This is a genomic window from Deltaproteobacteria bacterium (assembly GCA_011375175.1).
In the GTDB taxonomy this organism is placed as follows: domain Bacteria; phylum Desulfobacterota; class GWC2-55-46; order GWC2-55-46; family DRME01; genus DRME01.
In genome coordinates, this window is sequence record DRME01000127.1 from 1 (window position 1) to 23,231 (window position 23,231).

At 65.1% G+C, this 23,231-nt stretch carries 21 protein-coding genes; 14 read left to right on the forward strand and 7 right to left on the reverse strand.

Annotation, left to right across the window (positions count from 1 at the left end):
• The first annotated feature begins 231 nt into the window (after nt 1–231).
• The 12 genes from ENJ37_10010 (at nt 232) to ENJ37_10065 (ending at nt 13,121) form a co-directional block, all read left to right on the forward strand.
• The gene (locus ENJ37_10010; protein HHL40830.1) at nt 232–1,446 is read left to right on the forward strand and encodes a tetratricopeptide repeat protein; all 1,215 of its coding nucleotides are present in this window, start codon (nt 232–234) and stop codon (nt 1,444–1,446) included.
• Nucleotides 1,443–2,222 (forward strand): 23S rRNA (guanosine(2251)-2'-O)-methyltransferase RlmB, encoded by a 780-nt coding sequence (gene rlmB, locus ENJ37_10015; protein HHL40831.1) that lies wholly within the window; start codon nt 1,443–1,445, stop codon nt 2,220–2,222. Before ENJ37_10010 ends, rlmB begins: the two co-directional genes overlap by 4 nt.
• On the forward strand, nt 2,185–3,390 hold the full coding sequence (locus ENJ37_10020) for a threonine ammonia-lyase (protein ID HHL40832.1): 1,206 nt from the start codon (nt 2,185–2,187) through the stop codon (nt 3,388–3,390). The genes rlmB and ENJ37_10020 overlap by 38 nt, the downstream gene beginning before the upstream one ends.
• 207 nt (nt 3,391–3,597) lie before the next feature.
• The gene (locus tag ENJ37_10025; protein ID HHL40833.1) at nt 3,598–4,170 is read left to right on the forward strand and encodes a response regulator; all 573 of its coding nucleotides are present in this window, start codon (nt 3,598–3,600) and stop codon (nt 4,168–4,170) included.
• Between the two features lie 64 nt (nt 4,171–4,234).
• Nucleotides 4,235–4,954, forward strand: coding sequence for a type 1 glutamine amidotransferase (locus ENJ37_10030; protein ID HHL40834.1), 720 nt, complete (start codon nt 4,235–4,237; stop codon nt 4,952–4,954).
• Between the two features lie 281 nt (nt 4,955–5,235).
• The gene (locus tag ENJ37_10035) at nt 5,236–6,261 is read left to right on the forward strand and encodes a hypothetical protein (protein ID HHL40835.1); all 1,026 of its coding nucleotides are present in this window, start codon (nt 5,236–5,238) and stop codon (nt 6,259–6,261) included.
• 290 nt (nt 6,262–6,551) lie between these two features.
• The gene (locus tag ENJ37_10040; GenBank protein HHL40836.1) at nt 6,552–7,745 is read left to right on the forward strand and encodes an ammonium transporter; all 1,194 of its coding nucleotides are present in this window, start codon (nt 6,552–6,554) and stop codon (nt 7,743–7,745) included.
• Between the two features lie 204 nt (nt 7,746–7,949).
• Nucleotides 7,950–8,288, forward strand: a complete 339-nt coding sequence (locus tag ENJ37_10045; protein ID HHL40837.1) for a P-II family nitrogen regulator — start codon at nt 7,950–7,952, stop codon at nt 8,286–8,288.
• Nucleotides 8,289–8,331: 43 nt separating this feature from the next.
• Nucleotides 8,332–9,612, forward strand: a complete 1,281-nt coding sequence (locus ENJ37_10050) for an ammonium transporter (protein HHL40838.1) — start codon at nt 8,332–8,334, stop codon at nt 9,610–9,612.
• A gap of 436 nt (nt 9,613–10,048) precedes the next feature.
• Nucleotides 10,049–10,495, forward strand: a complete 447-nt coding sequence (locus ENJ37_10055) for a ubiquinol-cytochrome c reductase iron-sulfur subunit (GenBank protein HHL40839.1) — start codon at nt 10,049–10,051, stop codon at nt 10,493–10,495.
• Nucleotides 10,496–11,524, forward strand: a complete 1,029-nt coding sequence (locus ENJ37_10060) for a hypothetical protein (protein HHL40840.1) — start codon at nt 10,496–10,498, stop codon at nt 11,522–11,524.
• Between the two features lie 244 nt (nt 11,525–11,768).
• Nucleotides 11,769–13,121, forward strand: a complete 1,353-nt coding sequence (locus tag ENJ37_10065; protein HHL40841.1) for a cytochrome C552 — start codon at nt 11,769–11,771, stop codon at nt 13,119–13,121.
• Between the two features lie 84 nt (nt 13,122–13,205).
• On the opposite strand, the gene ENJ37_10070 is transcribed toward ENJ37_10065, so the two are convergent.
• The 3 genes from ENJ37_10070 to ENJ37_10080 form a co-directional block, all read right to left on the reverse strand.
• Nucleotides 13,206–13,460 (reverse strand): sulfurtransferase TusA family protein, encoded by a 255-nt coding sequence (locus ENJ37_10070; GenBank protein HHL40842.1) that lies wholly within the window; start codon nt 13,458–13,460, stop codon nt 13,206–13,208.
• 114 nt (nt 13,461–13,574) lie between these two features.
• A complete protein-coding gene (locus tag ENJ37_10075) occupies nt 13,575–14,075 on the reverse strand; it encodes a hypothetical protein (protein ID HHL40843.1) in 501 nt (166 codons plus the stop codon).
• Nucleotides 14,076–14,173: 98 nt separating this feature from the next.
• The gene (locus ENJ37_10080) at nt 14,174–15,925 is read right to left on the reverse strand and encodes an aminoacylase (protein HHL40844.1); all 1,752 of its coding nucleotides are present in this window, start codon (nt 15,923–15,925) and stop codon (nt 14,174–14,176) included.
• Here ENJ37_10080 and ENJ37_10085 point away from each other — a divergent pair.
• Nucleotides 15,840–17,021: an HD-GYP domain-containing protein gene (locus tag ENJ37_10085; protein ID HHL40845.1), complete on the forward strand. Its 1,182-nt coding sequence runs from the start codon at nt 15,840–15,842 to the stop codon at nt 17,019–17,021. The genes ENJ37_10080 and ENJ37_10085 overlap by 86 nt on opposite strands.
• Before the next feature lie 36 nt (nt 17,022–17,057).
• Here the strand turns inward: ENJ37_10085 and ENJ37_10090 are convergent, their stop codons facing one another.
• The 4 genes from ENJ37_10090 to infA all read right to left on the reverse strand — a co-directional run bounded on the left by ENJ37_10090 (nt 17,058) and on the right by infA (nt 20,649).
• On the reverse strand, nt 17,058–17,882 hold the full coding sequence (locus ENJ37_10090) for a carbohydrate ABC transporter permease (protein HHL40846.1): 825 nt from the start codon (nt 17,880–17,882) through the stop codon (nt 17,058–17,060).
• Nucleotides 17,879–18,718: a sugar ABC transporter permease gene (locus ENJ37_10095; GenBank protein HHL40847.1), complete on the reverse strand. Its 840-nt coding sequence runs from the start codon at nt 18,716–18,718 to the stop codon at nt 17,879–17,881. The genes ENJ37_10090 and ENJ37_10095 overlap by 4 nt, the downstream gene beginning before the upstream one ends.
• Before the next feature lie 83 nt (nt 18,719–18,801).
• Nucleotides 18,802–20,211 carry an ABC transporter substrate-binding protein gene (locus ENJ37_10100; GenBank protein ID HHL40848.1) on the reverse strand — a complete coding sequence of 470 codons (1,410 nt, stop codon included), beginning with the start codon at nt 20,209–20,211 and terminating at the stop codon, nt 18,802–18,804.
• A 207-nt stretch (nt 20,212–20,418) separates the two neighbouring features.
• Nucleotides 20,419–20,649: a translation initiation factor IF-1 gene (infA, locus tag ENJ37_10105; protein ID HHL40849.1), complete on the reverse strand. Its 231-nt coding sequence runs from the start codon at nt 20,647–20,649 to the stop codon at nt 20,419–20,421.
• Nucleotides 20,650–20,992: 343 nt separating this feature from the next.
• Between infA and ENJ37_10110 the strand changes: the two genes are divergently transcribed.
• Entirely contained in the window at nt 20,993–23,227 is a 2,235-nt protein-coding gene (locus ENJ37_10110; GenBank protein ID HHL40850.1) for a peptide ABC transporter substrate-binding protein, read from the forward strand.
• The last annotated feature ends 4 nt before the right edge of the window (nt 23,228–23,231 follow it).

A 23,231-nucleotide genomic window follows, 5' to 3' on the forward strand; every position in this document is an offset into this window, starting at 1 on the left:
CCTCAGACTCCCTCCAAAAACTTTTAACGCCCTGCGGATCACCCCGATTTTGCAAGCAAAATCGGGGTGATCCGCAGGGAATTAAAAGTCTTTGAAGGGGGTCCGGGGGAAACTTTCTACAGAAAGTTTCCCCCGGTGCAATAAATCAGAGCTTCCTTAATTACTCCGGGGGAAACTTTTTGTAGAAGGGCCGTAGGCCCGGGTCTGCCCCATGCCTCCTCTATTATTCGGATGTTCGGCGGTGGCCTGGAGGTTCGGCCCGCGCCGGGCGGGGTTTTTACGCCCTTGCGGGCCGAACCTCCAGGGCACCGCCCCCCAGGCAGCGGGCGCGGGCAAGGCGCCCCTTCAAAGACTTTCGATACGAACCGGTTTTCCCCTGTTCTGCCTGGCGGAACAGGGGAAAACCGAGGATGCCCCGTTACGTTACTCCCCGTGGCGATAGTCCCTTACGCGCGGAGGCGCCATCTCATGGCGGCGCTTGCCCTTCTGGCCGCGGCCCTCTTCACGGCCGGCTGCGCTCAGGCGCTCCGGGACGTGCGCGGGAGGGCGGCCCCCGTTCCCCCGCCGGCCGTATTTCTCGAAGGGGTGCCCTTCTTCCCCGGCGGCGACGAGCTCTGCGGCCCGGCGGCCCTCGCCTCGGTGCTCGCCTACCACGGCGCAGAGGTCACGATGGAGGAGATAAGCGCCGCCGTCTACGAGCCGCGCATAGGCGGCTCGCTCATGCTGGACATGCTCGTCTACGCCGGACGAGTCGGCATGGAAGCCGTATTCTTCGACGGCACGATGGGGGACGTGGGCCGGCTGCTGCGGGAGGGCTACCCCGTGATCCTCTTTCTCAACCTCGGGCTCAGGGCGTATCCGGTGGGCCACTTCGTGGTGGTGACGGGCATGGACGAGCGGCGGGGGGTGGTGGTGCTCCACACGGGCCGCAAGGCCCACGAGGCGGCGTCCGTGGAAGAGATCGGGTCCGCCTGGAAGAGGGGAGGCGGCGGGGCGCTGCTCGTGAGACCGCCCCTTCCCGGCGACGGCACGGCCCTGGCCGAGTACCTGCGCCGCGCCTCGGAGCTCGTCGGGCAGGGACGCTTCGAGCAGGCCCGGCGCGTCGTCTCGCGCGCCCTCCTCTCCTATCCGGGCAACCCCCTTCTCTTAAACGACCTGGCGTGGACGCTGATGGAGCTCGGACGCCTCGACGAGGCCGGGCAGACGGCCGCCGAGGCCCTTGAGCGCGACCCCTCCCGGCGTCACGTCTACCTCGACACCATGGGCGTCGTCCACACAAGGCTCGGCCTCTACGAGCGCGCCGAAAGAGAGCTTTCAGAGGCTCTCGACGCCGCGGCGGCAAGCGGGGCCGACCCGAAGGCGAAGGACCTAATCGAAGCCCACCTCATGGAGCTCTACAGGGAGAGAGGGCGCGAGGGGGCCGGCGAGCTCCGGCGGCCGCGATGAAGCGCACGGTCTACGGCATGAACCCCGTCATCGAGGCCCTGCGCTCGGAGAGGGACGCGGTGACGGAGGTCCTCGTAGGGAGGGGGCGTCACGGCGAGAGGATCCGCCGCGTTGTGGAGCTCGCCCGCCGCAGGGGCGCGGCCGTGAGGGTCGTGGCCGCCGCCGAGCTCTCGGCGCTCACCGGCACGCACAGGCACCAGGGCGTGGCGGCCCTCGTGCGGGGCGCCTACGCATACGCCCACCTTGAAGACCTCATCGACGCCTGGAAGAGCAGCGGGCGCGCGGCGCTCTTTCTGGTGCTCGACTCCATAGAGGATCCGCAAAACCTCGGCGCCCTCATAAGGGCCGCCGAGTGCGCAGGCGCCCACGGTGTCGTCATACCGAAGGACAGGGCCTGCGGCGTAACGGCGGCGGCCGTGAAGGCATCGGCCGGCGCCGCCGAGCACATGCCCGTTGCGAGGGTCACGAACCTCGCAAGGACGATGGACAGACTCAAGGCCGAGGGCCTGTGGATCGTCGCCTTGGAGGGGACCTCGGCTGAGAGCATCTACGACGCCGACCTCTCCGGCGACCTGGCCCTCGTCGTAGGCGGCGAGGGGAGAGGGATCGGCAGGCTCGTCATGTCGAAGTGCGACTTCGCGGTGAAGATACCGATGGCCGGGCGCGTGGGCTCGCTCAACGCGAGCCAGGCCGCGGCGGTGGCGCTCTTCGAGACCGTCAGGAGACGAAGGGGGCGGGATGATAGGACTCATAAGGGAAGCGGCCGCAAGGCTTGAAGGGGTGGTGAGCCGCACGCCGGTGGTCTGCTCGGCATCGCTCGGCGGGATGCTGGGCGTGGAGCTGTGCATGAAGCTTGAGAACATGCAGAAGACCGGCTCCTTCAAGGCGAGGGGCGCCTACAACAGGATAAGCACCCTCGACGACGGGAAGAGACGGGCGGGCGTGGTGGCCGCCTCGTCGGGCAATCACGCCCAGGGGGTGGCCTGGGCCGCCGCGCGCCTCGGCGTGAGAAGCGTCATAGTGATGCCCGAGACGGCGCCCATCATAAAGCAGGTGGCCACCCGCGGCTACGGCGGCGAGGTCGTATTGCACGGGCGCGGCTTCGAGGACGCCATGGAGCGGGCCCTGGAGCTCGCCTCGGAACAGGGGCTCACCCTCGTCCACGCCTTCGACGACGACTTCGTGATCGCCGGCCAGGGCACCGTCGGGCTCGAAATAATGGAGGAGCTGGCCGACGCGGACACGGTGGTAGTGCCCGTAGGCGGCGGAGGTCTCATCTCCGGCATATCGACGGCCGTCAAGGCCCTGAACCCCTCGGTCAGGGTCGTGGGCGTGGAGGCCGCAGCCTCGCCGTCGTGCAGCGCCGCCCTCGAGGCGGGCAGGCCCGTCGACGTCGCCCCGGCCGACACCATAGCGGACGGCATCGCCATAAAACGGCTCTGCCGCCGCACCCTCTCCATCATCGCCGAAAAGGTCGACGACGTGGTCACGGTGGACGAGGACGCCATAGCCGCGGCCGTGCTCAAGCTGCTGGAGCGCAAGAAGCTCATGGTCGAGGGCGCCGGCGCCACGGCCCTTGCGGCCTGCATGGAGGGGAAGCTCCCGCCGGGGGCCCGGAAGGTGGTGCTCGTCGCAAGCGGAGGCAACATGGACGTGACAACGCTCGACAGGATCATAAGGCTCGGCCTGCTGCGCGAGGGACGGATCCGCCGCATATCAACCCTGCTGCGCGACGCTCCGGGAGAGCTCGCCCGCCTTACCGCCCTCCTCGCCGCCAGGAGGTCGAACATACTGGAAGTGACCCACGAACGCGACCGCATGGACGTGCCGGTGGGCAAGGCCCTCATCCACATAACGATAGAAGTGGAAGACGGGGAGCACGGCGCCGCCGTCACCGCCGCCTTGAAGGACGCCGGTTACAGGCTCGAGGGCCCCTCCCTGTAAGGGTCACGGCGCCCCCCTCCCCCTCCCCCCCCGCCGAAGCCCAATCTTTGTGCATCCCTGCCCAAAAAAGGTCCTTCTCCGGCGACGCCGCGCCCCTCAAACCACCTTCAAAACAGCCTTGGCACCGTTCTTGCTACTCCTGTGGGCCGTAGGGCGGGCCATCCGGCCATCCGGGCCTGGGGGCCTGCGGCAAACAAAGGAGACGGTATGAAGAAGGTGGCTTTGATAGACGACGAGGCGTCGCAGAGGGTGGTGCTGCGCGGCTTCCTCGAGGACGCCGGCTACGAGGTCGTGGCCGAGGGCGGCGACGGCTCCCAGGCCGTGGACATCTGCACCGCCAACGACCCGGACCTCGTGATAATGGACGTCAAGATGCCGGGCATGGACGGCATCGAGGCGGCGAGACTCATAAACTCGCTCCGTCCCACGCCGGTGCTGCTCCTTACGGCGAGCTCCGACGACGAGACCGTGCGAAGGGCCGTCGAGGCCGGAGTGATGGCCTACCTCACAAAACCCGTGAGGTTCGAGGAGCTCCAGCCGGCCATAGAGCTCGCTCTCGACCGCCACAACGAGCTCGAACAGCTCCGCAAGGAAAACGTGGACCTCAAGGAGGCCATAGAGACCCGCAAGGTCGTGGAGCGCGCCAAGGGGCTGCTCATGGAGAAGGAGGGACTCACGGAGAAGGAGGCCTTCGGGAGGCTGCGCAAGATAAGCATGGACAGGCGAAGCACCATGCGCGAGATAGCGGAAGTGATAATCAAGGCGCTGGGCGAGCTCTGAACCACGCGCCAGGACCGCCGATCTTCGAAGCCGACTGCGAGGGAACGACGAAGGAGGTGCCCCCATGAAGAAAGTTCTTATCATCCAGCAGGTGCCCCACGAGGGTCCCGGCACACTGGGCCGGATAATGGAGAGGGCCGGCATCGAAACGGAGCTTGTCAAGGTCTGCGCCGGCGCGAAGACGCCGGGGCGCGCAGACCGCTACAGCGCCGTCGTCGTGCTGGGCGGACCGATGGGCGTATACGAGGAGAAGAGATACCCCTTTCTCACGGCCGAGATCCGCCTCATCGAGAGCGCCCTGCGAAGCGGCGTGCCCGTAATGGGCATATGCCTCGGCGCGCAGCTCCTGGCCAGGGCCGCAGGCGCCGCCGTCTTCCGCAGGCCCGAGCGCGAGATAGGATGGTACGACATAGACCTGACGGACGAGGGAAGGGCCGACCGCCTTCTCTTCGGCCTGCCCCGCCGCATGAAGGTCTTCCAGTGGCACGGCGACACCTTCGACATACCGCCGGGAGCCGTCAGGCTCGCCTCGTCGAGGCTCTTCGAAAACCAGCTCTTCCGCATAGGCCCCTCCTACGGCTTCCAGTTCCACCTGGAGGTGACGGAATCGATGATCCTCCAGTGGCTCGAGGTCAACGGCGACGAGCTCGCGGACCTGTCGGGCACAATCGACCCCGCGGCCGTAAGGGCCCGGACGCCTCTGCTGACGGAGACGCTCAGGCGCTACGCTGAGGCGGTCTTCTCCAGGTGGCTCCGGGGTCTCGGCAGCCGGTGGGCGCCCTGAGCCGGGAACCCTATGACCGGACCTTAATCACCGCCTGCCCAAAATAGAGGCAGAACCGGGCGGCCCGCCGGCAAGGTACGGCGAAAAGACGGCCCCGGCCGGGGCCGGAGGCATGAGGCGTGGATGGCACGCTTCTTGCTGTTACCTGAAGCAAGGCCCGTCGCAGCAATGGGGACGGTCCGGGAACACAGCAGGCGCGGGCGCCCTATCTTCCCGCTCGGAGAGGGGGGCGCATTCTCGTCTTCATAACCAAACCTGCACGGAATAAGGAGGAAGCCTTGATGAAAGCACTGAAGAGGACGTTGTTGACGGCGGCGGCGTTGTTTATGCCCATCTGCGCGGCGGACGCCGGGGCCTCGGACCTGGAGATAACCGGCTTCGTCGACGCGAGCCTTGCGGACACGGAGTTCACCACCAGCGGCTTCGAGGTGGAGGAGGTGGAGCTCGACTTCTTCAAGAAACTCGGCGAGCGCACCTCGCTGAGGGCCGACATCAACTACAGGGCCGAAGACGCCAAGACGGACGACCTCTCCTTCGACGACATAGTGGAGCAGGGCTACGTGACCTACACGGCCCCCGTGGGCGACGGCCTGGAGTTCACCTTCGGCAAGTTCAACGCGCCCATAGGGTTCGAGCTCCTCGACCCGGTGGACATGTACCAGTACTCGCACGCCCTGGTCTTCAACTACGGCGTGCCCACAAACGTCACGGGGCTCATGGGCGCCTACGCCTTCGGCGAGGTGGTGGACATAGTCCTCTACGTCGTCAACGGCTGGGACAACAACATCGACGACAACGACTCGCGCACCGTCGGGGGACGGCTCGGCATAACGCCCGTAAAGGACGTGAACATCGGCTTCTCGGCCATCAGCGGCGCCGAGAAGACGGGCAACAGCGACGACAGGAGGACGGTCTACGACGTGGACTTCTCCGTTACGGCCGTGCCCAACCTTCTCATCGGCGGCGAGCTCAACATAGGCAGCGAGGAGAAGGCCAGCGCCGTCACCGCCGGCGACGACGCCGAGTGGCTGGCCGGCCTGCTCATGGTCCACTACGACTTCACGGACTTCGCGGGCCTTACGCTGCGCTACGACTACTTCGACGACAAGGACGGCGCAAGGCTCGGAAGCGGCGTGAAGGAGACGCGCCAGGCCTACACCATCGCCCCCACCTTCTCGGTCGGCGACCACACACACATCGTCGTCGAGTACCGCCGCGACAAGTCGGACGCCAAGGTCTTCGGCCCCGCCGGCGCCATGCAGGACAAGATGGACTCGGCGGCCGTGAGGCTCACATACGCCTTCTGAATCATTCACACCGCCGGTCCCTTCTCCAGAGGGGCCGGCGGTGAAGAAAACGACGGCTCTCTTTTTCGCCTTGGAGGAGGGCGGCAACGACGCCGCGAAGCCCCTCCGGTCTTCAACGAAGAAACCTGCCAGGGAGGTACGACGACGTGCTCAGAGTATTTTCAAGGGCCATCCATGCCATCCATCAAAAGACTTTCAGCGCCGCCGCCCCGCGGCCCCTGCCGGCGGCGCTCGGTATTTCACTGATCCTTCTGACGGCCGCCGACGCGCGGGCCGCCGGAAGCGGCGCCATAGACAAGGCCGACACGGCCTGGGTGCTCGTCTCCACGGCGCTGGTGATGTTCATGACGCCCGGGCTCGCCTACTTCTACGCGGGCATGGTGCGAAAGAAAAACGTCCTCGACACGCTGATGCACAGTTTTTTCATGCTCTGCCTCATCAGCGTGCAGTGGATGGCGCTCGGCTACACGCTCTCTTTCGGCCCCGACCTTGGAGGCCTTGTGGGAGGACCGCGCCACCTCATGCTCTCGGGCGTCGGCATGGAGCCGGAGGGCACGATCCCGCACCTCCTCTTCATGATGTTCCAGGGCACCTTCGCCGCCATAACGGTGGCCCTCATAACAGGGGCCGTGGTGGAGAGGATGAAGTTCTGCGCCGTAGTCGCCTTCGGGCTCCTCTGGGCGACGCTCGTCTACGACCCCCTCTGCCACTGGGTCTGGGGCGGAGGATGGCTCTCGGAGCTCGGCGTCCTCGACTTCGCCGGCGGGATGGTGGTCCACATAAGCTGCGGCGTGTCGGCCCTGGTGGCGGCCCTGGTCCTGGGACCGCGAAAGGGCTACCCCAGGGAGGCCATGATGCCCCACAACCTGGGCCTCACGGCCGTGGGCATGGGCATACTCTGGTTCGGCTGGTTCGGCTTCAACGCCGGGAGCGCCCTGGCGGCCGACGGCGTCGCCGCCAACACACTTGTGACGACCCACATGGCCGCCTCGATGGGCACGCTCACATGGGTCTTCACCGAGTGGCTCCACAGGGGCAAGCCCACCATGCTCGGCGCCGTCTCCGGGGCCGTGGCCGGACTGGGCTCCATAACGCCGGCGTCGGGCTTCGTCACACCGGCCTTCGCGGTGCTCATAGGACTCGTCGGAGGGCTTGTCTGTTACTGGGCGGTGAGCGTGCTCAAGCCGCGGCTCGGCTACGACGACTCGCTCGACGTCTTCGGCATCCACGGCGTGAGCGGCATCTGGGGGAGCCTCTCCATCGGGCTCTTCGCCTCGGTGGGCGCCGAGGGACTGGTCTTAGGCAACGGGGGACAGCTCCTCAGCCAGCTCACCGGCGTGCTCGTCACCATCGCGCTCTCGGCCGGCGGCACCTTCGCCGTCCTCAAGGTCGTCGACGCGACCGTGGGACTGAGGGTGAGCAGGGAAGAAGAGATCGAGGGGCTCGACCTCTCTCAGCACGGCGAGAGCGGCTACACCTTCTGAATCTACACCGGGACCCCGGAAAGAAGGGTCCCCCTACGATACAACGGCGTATCGTATTACATGGAAAAGGCAAAGGCGCCTTTCCCGCACCGCCTCCAGAAACGGTGGGGAAAGGCGCCTTTTTTTGCGGGCTCCTTGAAGGTTCCACGGCACATCGGCCGCCGGGAGGGGCGGCGCTTAACGAAGAGAGGGAGGTAGAGGGAGATGAAGAAAGTCGAGGCGATCATCAAGCCGTTCAAGCTCGACGACGTGAAGAAGGCCCTGAACGACATCCACATCGAGGGTCTCACCGTCTCGGAGGTAAAGGGCTTCGGCCGGCAGAAGGGCCACACCGAGCTCTACAGGGGGGCCGAGTACACCGTCGACTTCCTGCCGAAGCTCAAGCTCGAGGTGGTCACCACCGACGACCAGGCGGCAAAGGTCGTGGAGGCCATCATCGAGTCGGGCCGCACGGGAAAGATAGGCGACGGCAAGGTCTTCGTCATCGACGTGGACGACGCCGTGAGGATCCGCACCGGCGAAAGGGGCGAGAGCGCGCTCTGATGGCGTGGCGAAGTATTGAAAATCCCTGGGAGGTAGGAAAGAAATGATGAAACAGACCGCAAAGACGCTGTTGTCCACCCTTTTCCTTACACTGCTGCCGGCGCTCGCCGCCGCCGAGGAGGCGCCGGCCATAGACACGGGCGATACGGCGTGGATAATCGTAGCCACGGCGATGGTAATGGTCATGACGCCCGGTCTCGCGCTCTTCTACGCCGGCATGGTGCGCAAGAAGAACGTGCTCGGCACGATCATGCACAGCTTCTTCATGCTCTGCCTCGTGAGCGTGCAGTGGGTGCTCTGGGGCTACACCCTCGCCTTCGGGCCCGACGTGGCGTCGGTGGTGGGCGGGCTCGCCCACCTGGGGCTCGCCGGCGTGGGAGGCGAGCCCAACGGCACGATCCCGCACCTGGTCTTCATGATGTTCCAGGGGACCTTCGCCATCATAACGGTGGCGCTCATCTCCGGCGCCTTCGCCGAGAGGATGCGCTTTTCGACCTTCGTGGTCTTCGGCCTTCTGTGGACCACCTTCGTCTACGACCCGGTCTGCCACTGGGTATGGGGCGGCGGATGGATAGGCGAGATGGGCGCGCTCGACTTCGCGGGCGGCACGGTCGTTCACATAAGCTCGGGCGTGTCGGCCCTGGTGGCGGCCGTCGTCATGGGCAAGCGCAAGGGCTACCCCAACGAGGCCATGCCTCCCCACAACCTGCCCATGACGGTGCTCGGCACGGCGCTCCTGTGGTTCGGCTGGTTCGGCTTCAACGCCGGAAGCGCCCTGGCGGCCGACGCCATAGCGGCCACGGCGCTTGTGGCCACCAACACGGCCGCCGCGGCCGGGGCCCTGGGCTGGACGTTCGTCGAGTGGGCCCAGCGGGGAAAACCGACGGTGCTCGGCGCCGTCTCCGGCGCCGTGGCCGGGCTCGTGGGCATAACCCCGGCGGCCGGTTTCGTGGGTCCCGTATCGTCGATCATCATTGGCCTGGGCGCCGGCGTGCTCTGCTACATGGCCGTGAGCCTGGTAAAGCCGCTTCTCGGCTACGACGACTCGCTCGACGTCTTCGGCATCCACGGCGTGGGCGGCATCTGGGGCGCCATAGCCACCGGACTCTTCGCCTCCGTGGGCGCCGAGGGGCTCTTCTTCGGCAATCCGGCCCAGCTCATGCCCCAGATAGCTGGCGTCGTCGCCACCATCGTCTACGCCGGTGTCGTGAGCTTCATAATCCTCAAGGTGCTCGACGCCGTAATGGGCCTGAGGGTCGACGCGGAAGAGGAAACCATGGGGCTGGACATCACCCAGCACGGCGAGAGCGGTTACACGAGCTGACACTCGACGACGAGTCTTCTCACCGGGCGGCGGGGGACGAAGCTGTCCCTTCGCCGCCCACCCTCCCTGCATGAAGCAGCAGTCAGCGCCGACCCTTCATGTAAACCGTCAAGGAAGTTCCGTATTATTCCACCGAGGGAACCCGTTGAAAGACGGTCGCAGACCCCACGGTTCCCCCGGATTCACTCCAGAGACTTTTTATTTGATCTTAGAGCCGCGTTGGTTCTCATGTTCGCCGGGGAAACGAGGTTCTTAAGCCCCGGTTAAAAGTCTTTGAAGAGGCATTCCGGCCATGCCTGCGGTCCCCGGGAGGTTCGCCCCGCGCCGGACGGGATTTTTTACGCCCTTGCGGGGCGAACCTCCCGGGGGCCGCAGCCTTTCGAAGAGACGATCAACACAAGGGGCCGGTACTTTCAAAACCTTTCGGAGCATGACTATGAAGGTCATAAACGACAACACGACGCGGAGGAAGTTCCTGAGCACAGCCTTCATGGGCTTCGGCCTCGTCTTCGGTCTCGGCACCCTCATGGTGCGTTTCGTCCAGTTCCTCGTGCCCGAGGCGCGGAAGAAACGCTCCAGCGAGATACTCATAGGGCGGGTGAGCGACTTTGACGAAGGCGGCGTAAGCAACCTCGAGGTCTCCAACAGGATGATCGCCCTCGTCAGGACCGGCGGGGGCTTCACGGCCTTTTCGCGCCGGTGCACGGACCTCGGATGTCTCGTGAGCTGGGACCAGGGACGGAAACAATTCGTCTGCCCCTGCCACCAGGGCGTCTACGACGCCGACGGCGAGGTCGTATCGGGACCGCCGCCGCGGCCGCTCGACCGCTACGACGTGAAGGTGGACGGCGACTACATCTACATCAATATCATGGAGGCGTAAGTGGAAGAGGCGGCAGCACTGCGGGAGGAGAAGAAACCGGGCCTGAAGGACCGTATAATCGACCTCATCCAGGAGGACGTGCCCGACCACCTGAACGGCTTTGTCTACTGCATGGGGGCGACACCGCTTGTCATGTTCGTCGTGGCCGCGGCAACGGGCATACTCATGACCTTCTACTACATACCCTATCCAGGCAGGGCCTACGAGAGCGTAAAGCTCATAACCGAGGGCGTGTACCTGGGGTGGTTCGTGCGCGGACTCCACAAGGTGTCGATAAACCTGATGATCTTCACCCTGCTGCTCCACATGATACGGGTCTTCGTCACGAGGGCCTACAGCGGAGGCGAGGCCAAGTGGCTCGCCGGGGCGGCGGTCTTCTTCACCACACTGGCCATGGGCTTTACGGGCTACAGCCTCGTCTACGACCAGGTCTCCTACTGGGGCATGACGGTGGTGCTCAACATGCTTGCCGAGATACCGCTTGTGGGACCGCCGACGGCGTACCTGCTGCGCGGAGGGGCCGAGGTCTCGGAGCTCACGCTCCTGCGCCTCTACGACCTCCACACAAAACTCCTGCCCCTGGTGCTCGTGCTGCTCGTGGCGGGCCATATACTGGTGGTGCGCTACCTCGGTTTCGCAAGGATCGAGGGCGAGGAGGAAAAGGTCCACCCCTTCTATCCCGATCACCTGCTCAAGACCGGCCTCGTGGCCGTGGCCCTTCTGCTCTTCATGGTCAACATAGTCATGATCTACCCGCCCGAGCTCGGCCCGCCGGCCGACCCGCTCGAGGTGGCAAACAACGTGGCGCCTCCATGGTACTTCTCGGCGCTCTACAGGTGGATAAGCCTCGCCCCGCGGGGGCCCGCGCTCTTTTCCATACTCGTCTTCTACACGGGACTCGTCGTATATCCCTACATCGATGGCTTTCTCCGCAATCGGGGCTATAATATGTACAGAGTGAACGCAGCCGTGGCGACGGCGGCCATACTCTTCTTCACGGCGCTTACACTTGCTCAGGCCTTCGCATAGGAAGACTCGGACCGATTACCCTGAGGGAACCTTTTTGTAAAAAGGTTCCCTCAGACTCCCTCCAAAAACTTTTAATGCGGGTTGGTTTCCCCCTGTTTTGCTATGCAAAACAGGGGGAAACCAACCCGTATTGAAAGTCTTTGAAGGGGGTCTGGGGGAAACTTTCTACAGAAAGTTTCCCCCAGGGCAATAAATCAGGGTTTCTCCGGCGGGGTGTTTTCAAAGAACGAGGGGGTTGATTGAAATGAAGCTGAAGGATTCGGAACTGATAAAGTACGTCATAGGACTTCTGAGCCTCATCCTCTTCGCGGCTCTCACGGCCGTGGGCTACGTGGAGGTGAAGGCGAGGAGCGGCAAGAGCGACTACTACGTGTCGGCCAAGAACCAGGACTGCATCGACTGCCACCTGAAGAAATCGGTGGGCGAGGGCGGCATCCGCGACTGGATGGAGAGCCGCCACGCCGCCAAGGGCATAGGCTGTTTCGAGTGCCACGGCGCCGACAAGGAGGACGCCGACGCCTTCGAGCACGAGGGCGACTACATCGCCGTGGTGGTGACGCCCAAGGACTGCGCCCGGTGCCACAAGACCATAAGCGAGGAGTTCCAGGCCTCGCGCCATGCCGGGGCCGCGGGCTTCATAGACTCGCTCGACAACGTGCTCGGCAACATCATCGAGGGGCCGGCGGCCGCCGACTCTGGCTGCCGCCAGTGCCACGGCAGTGTTGTGCGGGTTCTCGAGGACGGAAGGCTCGATCCCGCCACGTGGCCGAACTCGGGCATGGGGCGCATAAACCCCGACGGCTCAAAGGGCTCGTGCTCGGCCTGCCACGGCCGCCACCGCTTCTCCAAGGCCCAGGCCCGCCAGCCCGAAAACTGCGGCAAGTGCCACATGGGCCCCGACCACCCGCAGATCGAGATCTACAACGAGAGCAAGCACGGCATCCTCTACAGGGCCAACATCGACGACATGAACCTCGACAACCCCAAGGAGAAGTGGATAGCGGGCCGGGACTACCAGTACCCCACCTGTGTCACCTGCCACATGAGCGCCACAGACTCGCAGCCGCTCACACACGACGTGGGGAAACGCATCTCCTGGACCCTGCGTCCCGAGGTCTCCATAAAGCTCGACGACTGGGAGAAGAAGCGCAAGGCCATGAAGGATGTCTGCACCTCATGCCACTCGCCCGAGTACGTGGACAACTTCTACGTCCAGTACGACTCGGTCGTCACGCTCTACAACGAGAAGTTCGGCCGTCCGGCCAAGGAGGCGATGGAGAAGCTGCGCTCCTCGGGCAAACTGACGCCCACGCCCTTCGACGAGAAGATCGAGTGGACCTACTTCGAGCTCTGGCACCACGAGGGGCGCCGGGCCCGCATGGGCGCGTCCATGATGGGTCCCGACTTCACCCAGTGGCACGGCTTCTACGAGGTGGCCAAGCACTTCTACAACGAGTTCATCCCCGAGCTGCGGGAGCTCGACCCGGCGCTGGCCTACACGCTCCTCTCGGCCGACGAGCATCGCTGGCGCCAGGGGCTCTCCAGGGAGCAGATAGAGAAGACCATCGACTTCTACAGGAAGAGGTACAGCCAGTGACGGGGGAGGTGAGATGGAGCGGGGGCCGCGGGGCCTGCGGAGACGGTCCCCGCGCGGCGGATCAGAAAAGCAGGGGCGGCGGTCCTACAGGCCGCCGCCCTTCCTTATGTATATCCTCACGGTCGAGTCCTCCTCGACAAGACCGAGCAGTTCGTTTCCCGTGGCCTCGGCCCAGCGGGGCAGATCGCGCTTCGAGATGAGATCGTCGGTAAGCACTTCGATCACCTCGCCGCCGGCCATGGACTCGAGGGCGAGCGAGGTCTTGACCGAGGGCATGGGGCAGCAAAGCCCGCGCGCATCGAGCCTTCTCGCCACGTCACAGCCCTCAGGCCTCCTCATATCCATCTTCCCGTTCATATCCGCGTTCATAATAAATCAGAGCTTCCTTAAGTCTTTAGAGGGGCCCCGGGCAGACGCGGCTCCCATGGCCCCAGGTAAGTTCCCGCCGAGAGCTCAGATGAAGAGATTCACGTCCGAGCACGCCGCCTTGTCCAGGTAGCTCACGGCGCCTATGACCTCCTGGCACTGGTCTATGAAGTCCTCGGGCGAGAGCCCCATGACGGTCATGCTCATCTCGCAGGGGTAGAGCTTGACTCCCATGGCGTGGGCCATCTCTATGAACTCCGGGAGCGTAGGCACCTTGCTGCGCGCCATCATGGCCTTGAACATGGCCGGCCCTGCTCCGAGCATGTTGAGCTTCGAGGTGGCGAGCCTGCGGGCGTGACCGTAGTTCATGATGGAGAGCATCTTCTGCATCCAGTTGCGCCCCTTCAGGAGCCCGCCCTTCTTCCTTATGACATTCAGTCCCCAGAAGGTGAAGAACAGGTTCACCTCCATGCCCATCGACGCCGCCGACGTGGCGATTACGAAGGCGGCTATGGCCTTGTCCATCTCGCCGCTGAAGACGACGATGGTCACCGCTTTCTTCTTTTTCTTAGCGCTACCTTCTTCCATATCCGTCACCACTGCTGGAGTGCGGCCCCTTCCCCTCCGCTATCGGCCCCGTCACAGCCCGGCGGTGTCGGTTATTATACCTGTATCGGAAAGGAATTTCAAGGGGTTCCCGGTCCGCCCGCTCCCCTTATGAGCACGCCGGCCTTCTCGTAGCGCACGTCGGCGCCATCCCTGACGAGCACGCCGTTTATGAGCACGTACTCTATACCCTCGGAGTAGCTCATGGGGCGCTCCACCGTCGCCCGGTCGCGGATTCGCGCCGCGTCGAAGACGACTATGTCGGCGTCCATGCCGACGCGAAGCCTCCCCTTGCGCTTCATGCGGGGGGCCACGCCCTCGAGCAGCCTCGCGGGCTCTACGGTCATCTTTGAAAGGGCCTCCATCAGGGTGAGCGCCCCCTTCTCCCTCACATAGACGCCGATGGTGCGTGAAAAGCAGCCCGCGCCCCTGGGGTGAGAGTTGCCGTTGCTCTTTATGAGGCCGTCCGAGCCTATCATGACCCAGGGGGCGGCAAGGGCCCTGAGCACGTCGGCCTCGGGTATGGCGTAGGCCACGGCCAGCTTGTCGGAGCGGCGGTAGCGCCTGAAGCTATCCTCGTCGAGGCGCTCGCCGCTGCCCGATATCTGGAGGTCTCCGTAGTCGATGCGGAAGCGCCTGCGCCAGCCCGGGTCGAAACGGGCGCTCGAAAGGTAGGTGGCCCAGTAGGTGTAGGGGTAGACACATGCCGTCACGTCGAGTCCATCGGCCCTGGCCGCCTCTATCTGGGCCGCCGTCTCGTCCATGGTGAAGGTGCCGCCCGTGCTCGTTATGTGGTGGATGTGGACCGAGGCTCCGGTGTCGCGGGCAAGGCGCAGGGCCTCGGCCACGGCCTCGCGGTTCGTGCCCGGAGGGTCGGGGTCCGAGTAGCGAAGGTGCATGAAGCAGGGGGCCTTGTAGCGGGCCGCCACGGCGCAGAGGGGCCGTATCTCCTCGTACGTCGCCCCGGGCGTGTATTCGAGGCTGAAGGAGACGCCCAGGGCTCCGGCCGCCATGGCGGCCTCGACCTTCTCGACCATGCGGGCCGTCTGGGCGGCCGTGGCCGCCGTGTAGCGGTCGGGAACACCCACGGCCGAGCGCAGGAAGTGGTGGCTCACGGCGCTCCCGTAGTTCAGCATCTGCCCGCCGCGCCCCTTTTCGGCGGCCCAGATGCCGAAGTCTATGGTGCCGCCGTGGAGCGTGAGGCTCGTGGTCACGCCGTCGGCCGCCTTGAAGAGGCTCATCGTGTAGTAGGGACCGTAGGACTGGATGTCGATGAAGCCGGGGGCCACCACAAGCCCCGCCGCATCGAGCACCCTGCGCCCCCGCAGCGGACCCTTGCTCAGCGCCGCCACGACCCCATCCCTTATGCCCACGTCGAGCTCTTCCACAAGGCCGCTCTCCGGGTCCATTACCGTGCCGCCCGAGATGACCGTGTCATAGAGGGGCGCGTCCTCATCGGCGACGGCCGCCGTAAAGAGGGCGGGCGCCGAGAGGAGGAGGGCGAACAGCGTTGCGAGAAGACGACGCTCCGGTGGCGCGCTGATCATGAGAGTTCTCCCTTCATATGGCCGATCATATGACGGCGGGGCTTCCCCTTTCAAGCGCTCTTTCCTCCCTGTCCCCCCGTAGCGGTAAAGACCTCCGCTCTTTCGCCGAAGATAGTAGAGAGGAGACGGCCCCGCCGGGCCGCAAAAGCAGGAGGAAGATGCGGTGAAGAAGATACCCCTGAGTGAACTGAAGGTGGGCATGTACGTGACCGCCATGGACAGCGACGACGACTCCGTCGCGCCGGCGCGCAGCCGCAACCTCCTCATACGCAGCCAGGCCGACATCGACGCCCTGGAGGCCCAGGGGCTGGTCCACATATACGTCGAGTCCGTCATAGACGAAGAGAGCCTCGACATGGCGGTCCTCGTCGGCGAGGAAGAAGAGCCGGCGGTCATGGAAGACGCCCTGGCCGCCGCCGAGCCCGCCCGCAGCGAACCAGAGATCATCGACACGGCGCCCTTCGAGGAGGAGATAGAGACGGCCCGCACCATAAGGGAAGAGGCCGTGGGCCTGGTGAGGGAGTTCATGGAGGAGGCCAGGTCGGGGCGGGCCATAGACACCTACAAGGTGCAGCTCACCGTGGAGGACATGGTGGACAGCATCTTCCGCAACCACGCGGCGCTGACGAGCCTTGCAAGGCTGAAGAGCTTCGACGAGTACACCTTCGTCCACTCGGTGAACGTGGCCATCCTCGCCATATCGGTGGGCCGGTACGCCGACCTCTCCCGCTACGAGATATTCGAGCTCGGCATGGGGGCGATCCTCCACGACATCGGCAAGACACGGCTTCCCGAAAGGCTGCTCAACAAGCCGACCATACTGAACGACGAAGAATTCAGGGAGATGAAGCGCCACCCCGAGCTCGGCGTCGAGCTGCTCGAGGCGTCCAAGGACATAACCGAGACGGCCCTCGACGTGGCCAACCACCATCACGAGCGCCACAACGGCAGCGGCTACCCCGGAAACCTCAGGGGCGACGACATCCACCCCTTCACCCGCATCGTCTCGGTGGCCGACGTCTACGACGCCATGACGAGCAAGCGTGTCTACCAGCGGCGCTACACCCCCCACGAAACCCTGCGCACCATGTTCAGAAACAGGGGCAAACACTTCGATCCCGAGACGGTGGACACGCTGGTGCGGTGCCTGGGCATCTTCCCCATAGGCAGCCTCGTGACGCTCAACACCGGCGAGATAGCCATGGTGAAGTCCTTCGACCGCCGCGAGATGCTGCGGCCCCGCGTCATCATACTCTACGACATGGACTGGAAGCCGCTTCTGAGCCGCCGCGAGGTGGACCTTCGCAAAAGAGACGACCTGCGCATAACGGGGTTCGTCGATCCTGGCCAGTTCGGCTTCAACGTGGACGACATCCTCTGAGCCCTCCCTTCCCGCGGGCCTCTGCGCCCGCGGCGTTCAACCCTTCACCGAGCCGGCCGTGAGTCCCCTTATAATCCTGCGCTGGAAGGCCAGCACCACGGCGACGAGCGGCAGCGTGGCCACCACCGAGGCCGCAGCTATCTCGCCCCAGGGCATGGTGAACTCGCCGGGAAAGAGCGCGATGCCCACGGGCAGGGTCTGCATGGCCGGGTCGGTCATGATGAGCAGCGCGAAGAAGAACTCGTTCCATGCGTAGATGAAGACGAGTATGGAGGCCGTGAAGACGCCCGGCGCCGAGAGCGGCAGCACGACCCGCACGAGCGCCCCCAGGCGCGTACAGCCGTCCATGAGCGCCGCCCGCTCGAGCTCCCGGGGAAAATCGCGGAAAAAGGCCGCCATGAGCCACACGGCAAGGGGCAGCGTGAGCGAGACGTAGGGAACGACGAGCCCCTGGTAGGTGTTGAGCCATCCCGCCCACCGCAGGATGCGCCATACCGGTCCGGCTATCGATATCTGGGGGAACATGGAGACGGCGAGCACGAGAGCGAAGAGCAGGCGCCGCCCCTTCATGGAGGTGCGCGCGAAGGCGTAGCCCGCAAGGACGGCCGCGGTCATTGAGAGAGCCGTCGTCGATGCGGCCACCACGACGCTGTTCGCCAGATAGGCGCCGAGGTCCCGCGAGCCGAAGACCGACACGTAGGAGCGGAGCGAGAAGTCGGGCACGATGGAGGGCGGTATGGCCGTCACCTCGCCCGCGCTCTTGAGCGAGGTCAGAAGGAACCATACGAAGGGAAAGAGGCTCAGCGCCGCAAGCGCGAGCGCAAGGGCGGCGAAGGCCGATCTCGATAGCGCGCCCCTCACGGGCGGCGCTCCCCGGAGAGCGCCGCCGGGGCGACGAACCGCACGTAGAAGAGCGAGACGAGCAGTATGACCACGAATATGAAGGTCGACACGGCCGAGCCGTAGCCCATGTCCCCGTAGGCGAAGAGCTGCTTGTAGCCGTAGAACTGGAGCACGCTCGTCGAGTCGGCCGGCCCTCCCTGGGTCATGACGAAGACGAGGTCGAAGACCCGGAAGGCGTCGATGGTGCGGAAGAGCAGCGCCACGAGGAGCGCCGGGCGCAGCAGCGGAAGCGTTATGAGCCTGAAGCGCCGCCACGGTCCGGCACCGTCGAGCGCCGCGGCCCTGTAGAGGTCGTCGTCGATGGCCTGAAGCCCCGCAAGGATTATGAGGGCCGCAAAGGACGAGGTCTTCCATATGTCGGCTATCATGACGGCCGCAAGGGCGCTCGCCGGGTCGGCGAGCCAGGCCCGGTAGAGCTCGGTGGAGGGACCGTAGAGGACGTAGTTCACGAAGCCGTAGCGGTCGTTGAAGAGCAGGCGCCACATCTGGGAGGCCACCACCGTGGGCAGGGCCCACGGCACGAGCACGGCGGCCCGGAATATGCCGCGCCAGCGGAAGGACTCGTTCATCACCAGCGCCGTGACGAGCCCCGCCCCAAGCTCGACGGCCGTGGTGACGGCGACGAAGATAAGCGTCACGGCCAGCGAAGACCACATGGCGCCGTCACGCCACAAAAGGACGTAGTTTTCAAGCCCCACGAAGTCCTCGCCGAGCCACGGCATGGTGAGCACCATCCTGTGCAGACTCAGCCGGACCGTTTCGAGCGCCGGATAGAGGGCGAAGACGGCGAGCATCAGGAGCGCGGGCGCCGCCAGAAGGTAACCGAACGCGCTATCCGAAGAAGACCTCCGCAGGGACGTCACCTCCCCTCGTACCGTCAGGGCGGGAAACTTCCGGAAAAAGACGCGCCGGCGCTGTTCCCTCCATAACCGTATCTCGCGGCCAGTGCGGCCGTCTCTTCATCGGCCCTCCGCGCAAGGGAGGCGATGTCGCTTCGCCGGTCCGAGAGCGCGCTGCTGAAGTATTTCTGGAGGATGTGAGAGAGCGCCGTGTAGTAGGGCGTCCTCGGTCTCGGCGAGGCGTTCTCGAAGACTTCCCGCAGGGCGGCGAAATGGGGGTTGCGCTCCAGCACCTCGGGGTCCGCGTAGAGGCTCCGTCTCGCGGGCGGCACACCGGCCCTCAGGGCGAAGAACTTCTGCATGCGCTCTCCGGTCATGAACTCGACGAACCGCCAGGCAAGCTCCACGTTCCTCGAGAAGCTGCTCACGGCCATGTGCCAGCCGCCGAGGGCGGCGACGGCCCCGCCGTCCTCGAAGGCCGGGAGCGGCGCCACCCCCACCTTTCCGGCCACCTTCGACCTGGCGGGGTTGTTCGCCGCCTCCCAGGCGTAAGGCCAGTTGCGGTGGAAGACGGCCCCTCCCTGAATGAAGAGGTCAAGGGATTCGGGCTCCTGGTAGGCGAGCACCCCGCGCGGCGCCGCCCTCCCCACGAGCTCGTCCCTTGCAAAGCGGACGGCCTCTACGGCCCGCGGGGCCGAGAGAAAGGTCCTCCCGCTCGCCGCGTCGAAGAGACGGGCGCCGCCGGAGAGGATGATCTCCTGCATGTTGCAGACGAGACCCTCGTACTGCTTGAACTGGGCCGAATAGCCGTAGAGGTCGGGGTCCTTCTCGCCGGCCCTTATGGCTTCGGCCTGGCGCACGAGCTCCGGCCACGTGCGCGGCGGCTCGAAGCCGTAGCGCCGGAGCAGGTCCTTTCGGTAGTAGAGCAGCCCGCCCGAGATGTAGAGCGGCACGCCGTAGATCCCGCCCCTGTAAGTGTCGGCCTCGACGGCGGCCTCGAAGAAAGGGGCGCGCCTGTCCGGCGTGAAGAACTCGTCGAGACGGAGGGCCCAGCCGGCCGAGGCGAACTCATGGGGCCAGACCACGTCCATCAGGAACACATCCACCGAAGGGTCGCGGTTTTTCAGCTTCTGGGCGAGCAGGTCGTGGTATACGGTCGAGGAGTGGGGGGCTATCTCGCGCACTACGCGCACCCCGGGATTCTCCCGCTCGAAGAGCGCTATGGCCTCGTCCCATACCTCGGGCTGGTTGGGCTTCCACGAGACGAAACGAAGAAGCCGCGCGCCGTCCTCTCCCTCTGTGCAGCCGGCGGCCGCGATGAGCACGGACAGCGCCGGGACGAGGAGAGCGGCCCACTGGAAGACCGCCCGCATGGCGCAACTCACAGGCCTCACCTCCGGGCCGCCGGACCGGAGCAGACTCCGGGGGAAACTTCCCGTGTTTTTCATGGCGGTCCCCGGGAGGTTCGGCCCGCGCCAGGCGGGTCCTGTTACGCCTTTGCGGCCCGAACCTCCCGGGGACCGCCCCGCGGAATGCACCGCAGCTCTGAGAGCAAATAAGAGGCAGGCTCCGATTCATTACCATGAGGGAACCTTGTTGTAAAGGGTCATGGGCCCACGGTTCCCTCAGTGCAATAAATCAGAGTTTCCCCTGGATCAGCGTCCCTGAGTGAGCGAGACTATGCGGCCCCGCGTGAGGTCGTAGCACGACATCTCGACCTTGACGTCCACGCCGGGGAAGAGGTGGCGCGTTATGCGCCGCGAACGGCCGGCCACCCTCGCGAGCACCTGCTCGCCGTTTGCGAGCCTGACGGTATAGAAACTGTTGCCCTTGCTCTTCTCTATCGTGCCCTCTGTGACGACGAGGTCTTCTTTTCCCTGTTTCATCGCCGCTGTCCTCCGTTGTCGCCGCCTTGCGGACCCTTCGCAGCTCGCTGCGAAAAAGACCCGGCTCACCTTAGCCGGGCTCTTCTCCATCGGCGATCACTGCGCTCATGTTAACAGAGTCGCCCGAGATTTGCAAGCTTCTCTACGGACTTTCACGGCCGGGGAGGGCCGGCGCAACCAGGGGGGCGAAAGGGACACCCCTGCGGCAAGGCACCCCGCCGGTCAACACCCTTGACCGGGACCCTCCGGCCATGTTACCGTTCTTCCTCGACAATGCGCGTTCGCCGGGGAGGAAGCCCAGAGAGCCCTCCCCCGCAACTTCACCGAAACGTCCCGGGGTCTGATGGAGGCGCTGAGCGAGAAGAAGAACAGAGGCGCCGCAGCGCTTGCGGCGGCGCTCTTTGTGCTTGGGCTGACCGCCGTCGCCGGCGCCTGCACGCCCAACCATCCCTACCGGCCCGAAGAGCGGGGCGCCAACATCTTCTACACCAGCTTCGCCGAGCCGCCCAAGCACCTCGACCCGGCGCGCTCCTACAGCTCCAACGAGTACGACTTCCTCGCCCAGATCTACGAGCCTCCCTTCCAGTACCACTACCTCGACCGTCCCTACCGCCTCGTTCCCCTCTCGGCCGAGGAGGTGCCGCAGCCGGTCTACTACGACGCATCGGGCAAGGCGCTTCCGCCCGACGCGCCGGCCGGGCTCGTGGCCCGCGCCGTCTACGAGATAAAGGTGAAACGGGGGATCTTCTACCAGCCCCACCCGGCCTTCGCCCTCGACGAGGAGGGCCGTCCCCGCTACATGGACCTCACCGACGAGGACGTGGAAGACATAGAGGAGATCGGGGACTTCGAGCACACCGGAACGCGCGAGCTCACGGCCGACGACTTCATCTTCCAGATAAAGCGCCTTGCCGACCCGCAGCTCCACAGCCCCGTGCTCTCCATACTCGAAGAATACATCCTCGGCCTCTCGGAGTACGCACAGGCGCTGCGGGCCGAACTCGAGGAGACGAGAAAGAGGCGCAGGGAAGCGGCGGGGGCGGCCTACAACCGTCTCGCCGACGAGATGCGAAACCCCATACGCCTCGATTACGACAAGTTCGAGCTCCCGGGGGTGGAGAAGGTCGACTCCCACACCTACAGGATAATACTCAAGACCAAGTACCCCCAGTTCCTCTACTGGCTCGCCATGCCGTTCTTCTCGCCCGTGCCCCGGGAGGCCGTGCGATTCTACAAACAGGGTCCTCTCCAGGAGCGAAACATCACCATAGACCGCTTCCCCGTCGGCACGGGCCCCTACCGCATTGAGACCTACAACCCCAACATGGAGATAGTGCTCGCAAGGAACGAGAACTTCCACGGCGAGAGTTACCCCGGAACCGGCGAGGTAGGCGACGGCGCGGCGGGACTGCTCGACGACGCGGGCAGACCGCTTCCCTTCGTGGACCGCATAGTCTTCAAGCTCGAAAAGGAGGCCATCCCCCGGTGGAACAAGTTCCTCCAGGGCTACTACGACAACTCCGGCATCACGTCCGACAGCTTCGACCAGGCCGTTACACTCACGGCCGAGGGCAAGGCCGCGCTCACGGGCTTCATGAAGGACAAGGGCATACGGCTCATCACGTCGGTGCGGCCCTCGACCTACTACATAGGGTTCAACATGCTCGACGACGTGGTGGGCGGCTACGGCGAGGAGAAACGGAAGCTGCGCCGCGCCATAGCCATCGCCCTCGACTACGAGGAGTACATCGAGATATTCAACAACGGACGCGGCATCCCGGCCATGGGCCCCCTGCCGCCCGGCATCTTCGGCTACATCGAGGGCCGCGAGGGGATCAACCCCTACGTCTACGACTGGGACGAGCAAAGGGGCGCGCCGGTGCGCAAGTCCATCGACGAGGCCAGAAGGCTGCTGGCCGAGGCCGGATATCCCGGCGGCCGCGACAGGGAAGGAAGACCCCTCATCATCACATTCGACAACGCCTGGACCGGCCCGGACTCGGCCTCGCTCATCAACTGGTACATAAACAGGCTCAAGCTGCTCGGCATCCAGCTCGAGAACCGCACGACCGACTACAACCGCTTCCAGGAGAAGATGCGCAAGGGCAACTTCCAGATCTTCAGCTGGGGATGGAACGCCGACTACCCGGACCCGGAAAACTTCTTCTTCCTGCTCGTCGGCGCAAACGGCAAGGTGAAACACCAGGGCGAGAACGCGGCTAACTACGAGAACCCGGAGTTCGACAGGCTCTTCGACGAGATGAAGGCCATGGAGAACTCGCCGCGGAGACTGGAGATCATAAGACGCATGACCGATATCGTGCGCCGCGACGGCCCCTGGGTATGGGGCTTCCACCCCGTGGCCTTCTCGCTCGTCCACGGCTGGGTGGGCAACGTCAAGAGCAACCCCATGGCCAACAACACGATGAAGTACATAAAGATCGACGGCAGGGCGCGCGAGGAGCTGCGCTACAGGTGGAACCGCCCCAACCCCTGGCCCCTGGCGGCCGCGGCGGCCGTCCTCGTGGCGGGGTCGCTTCCGGCCGTGCTGTCGGTGAAGAGAAGGATGGGGCTCTGAGAAG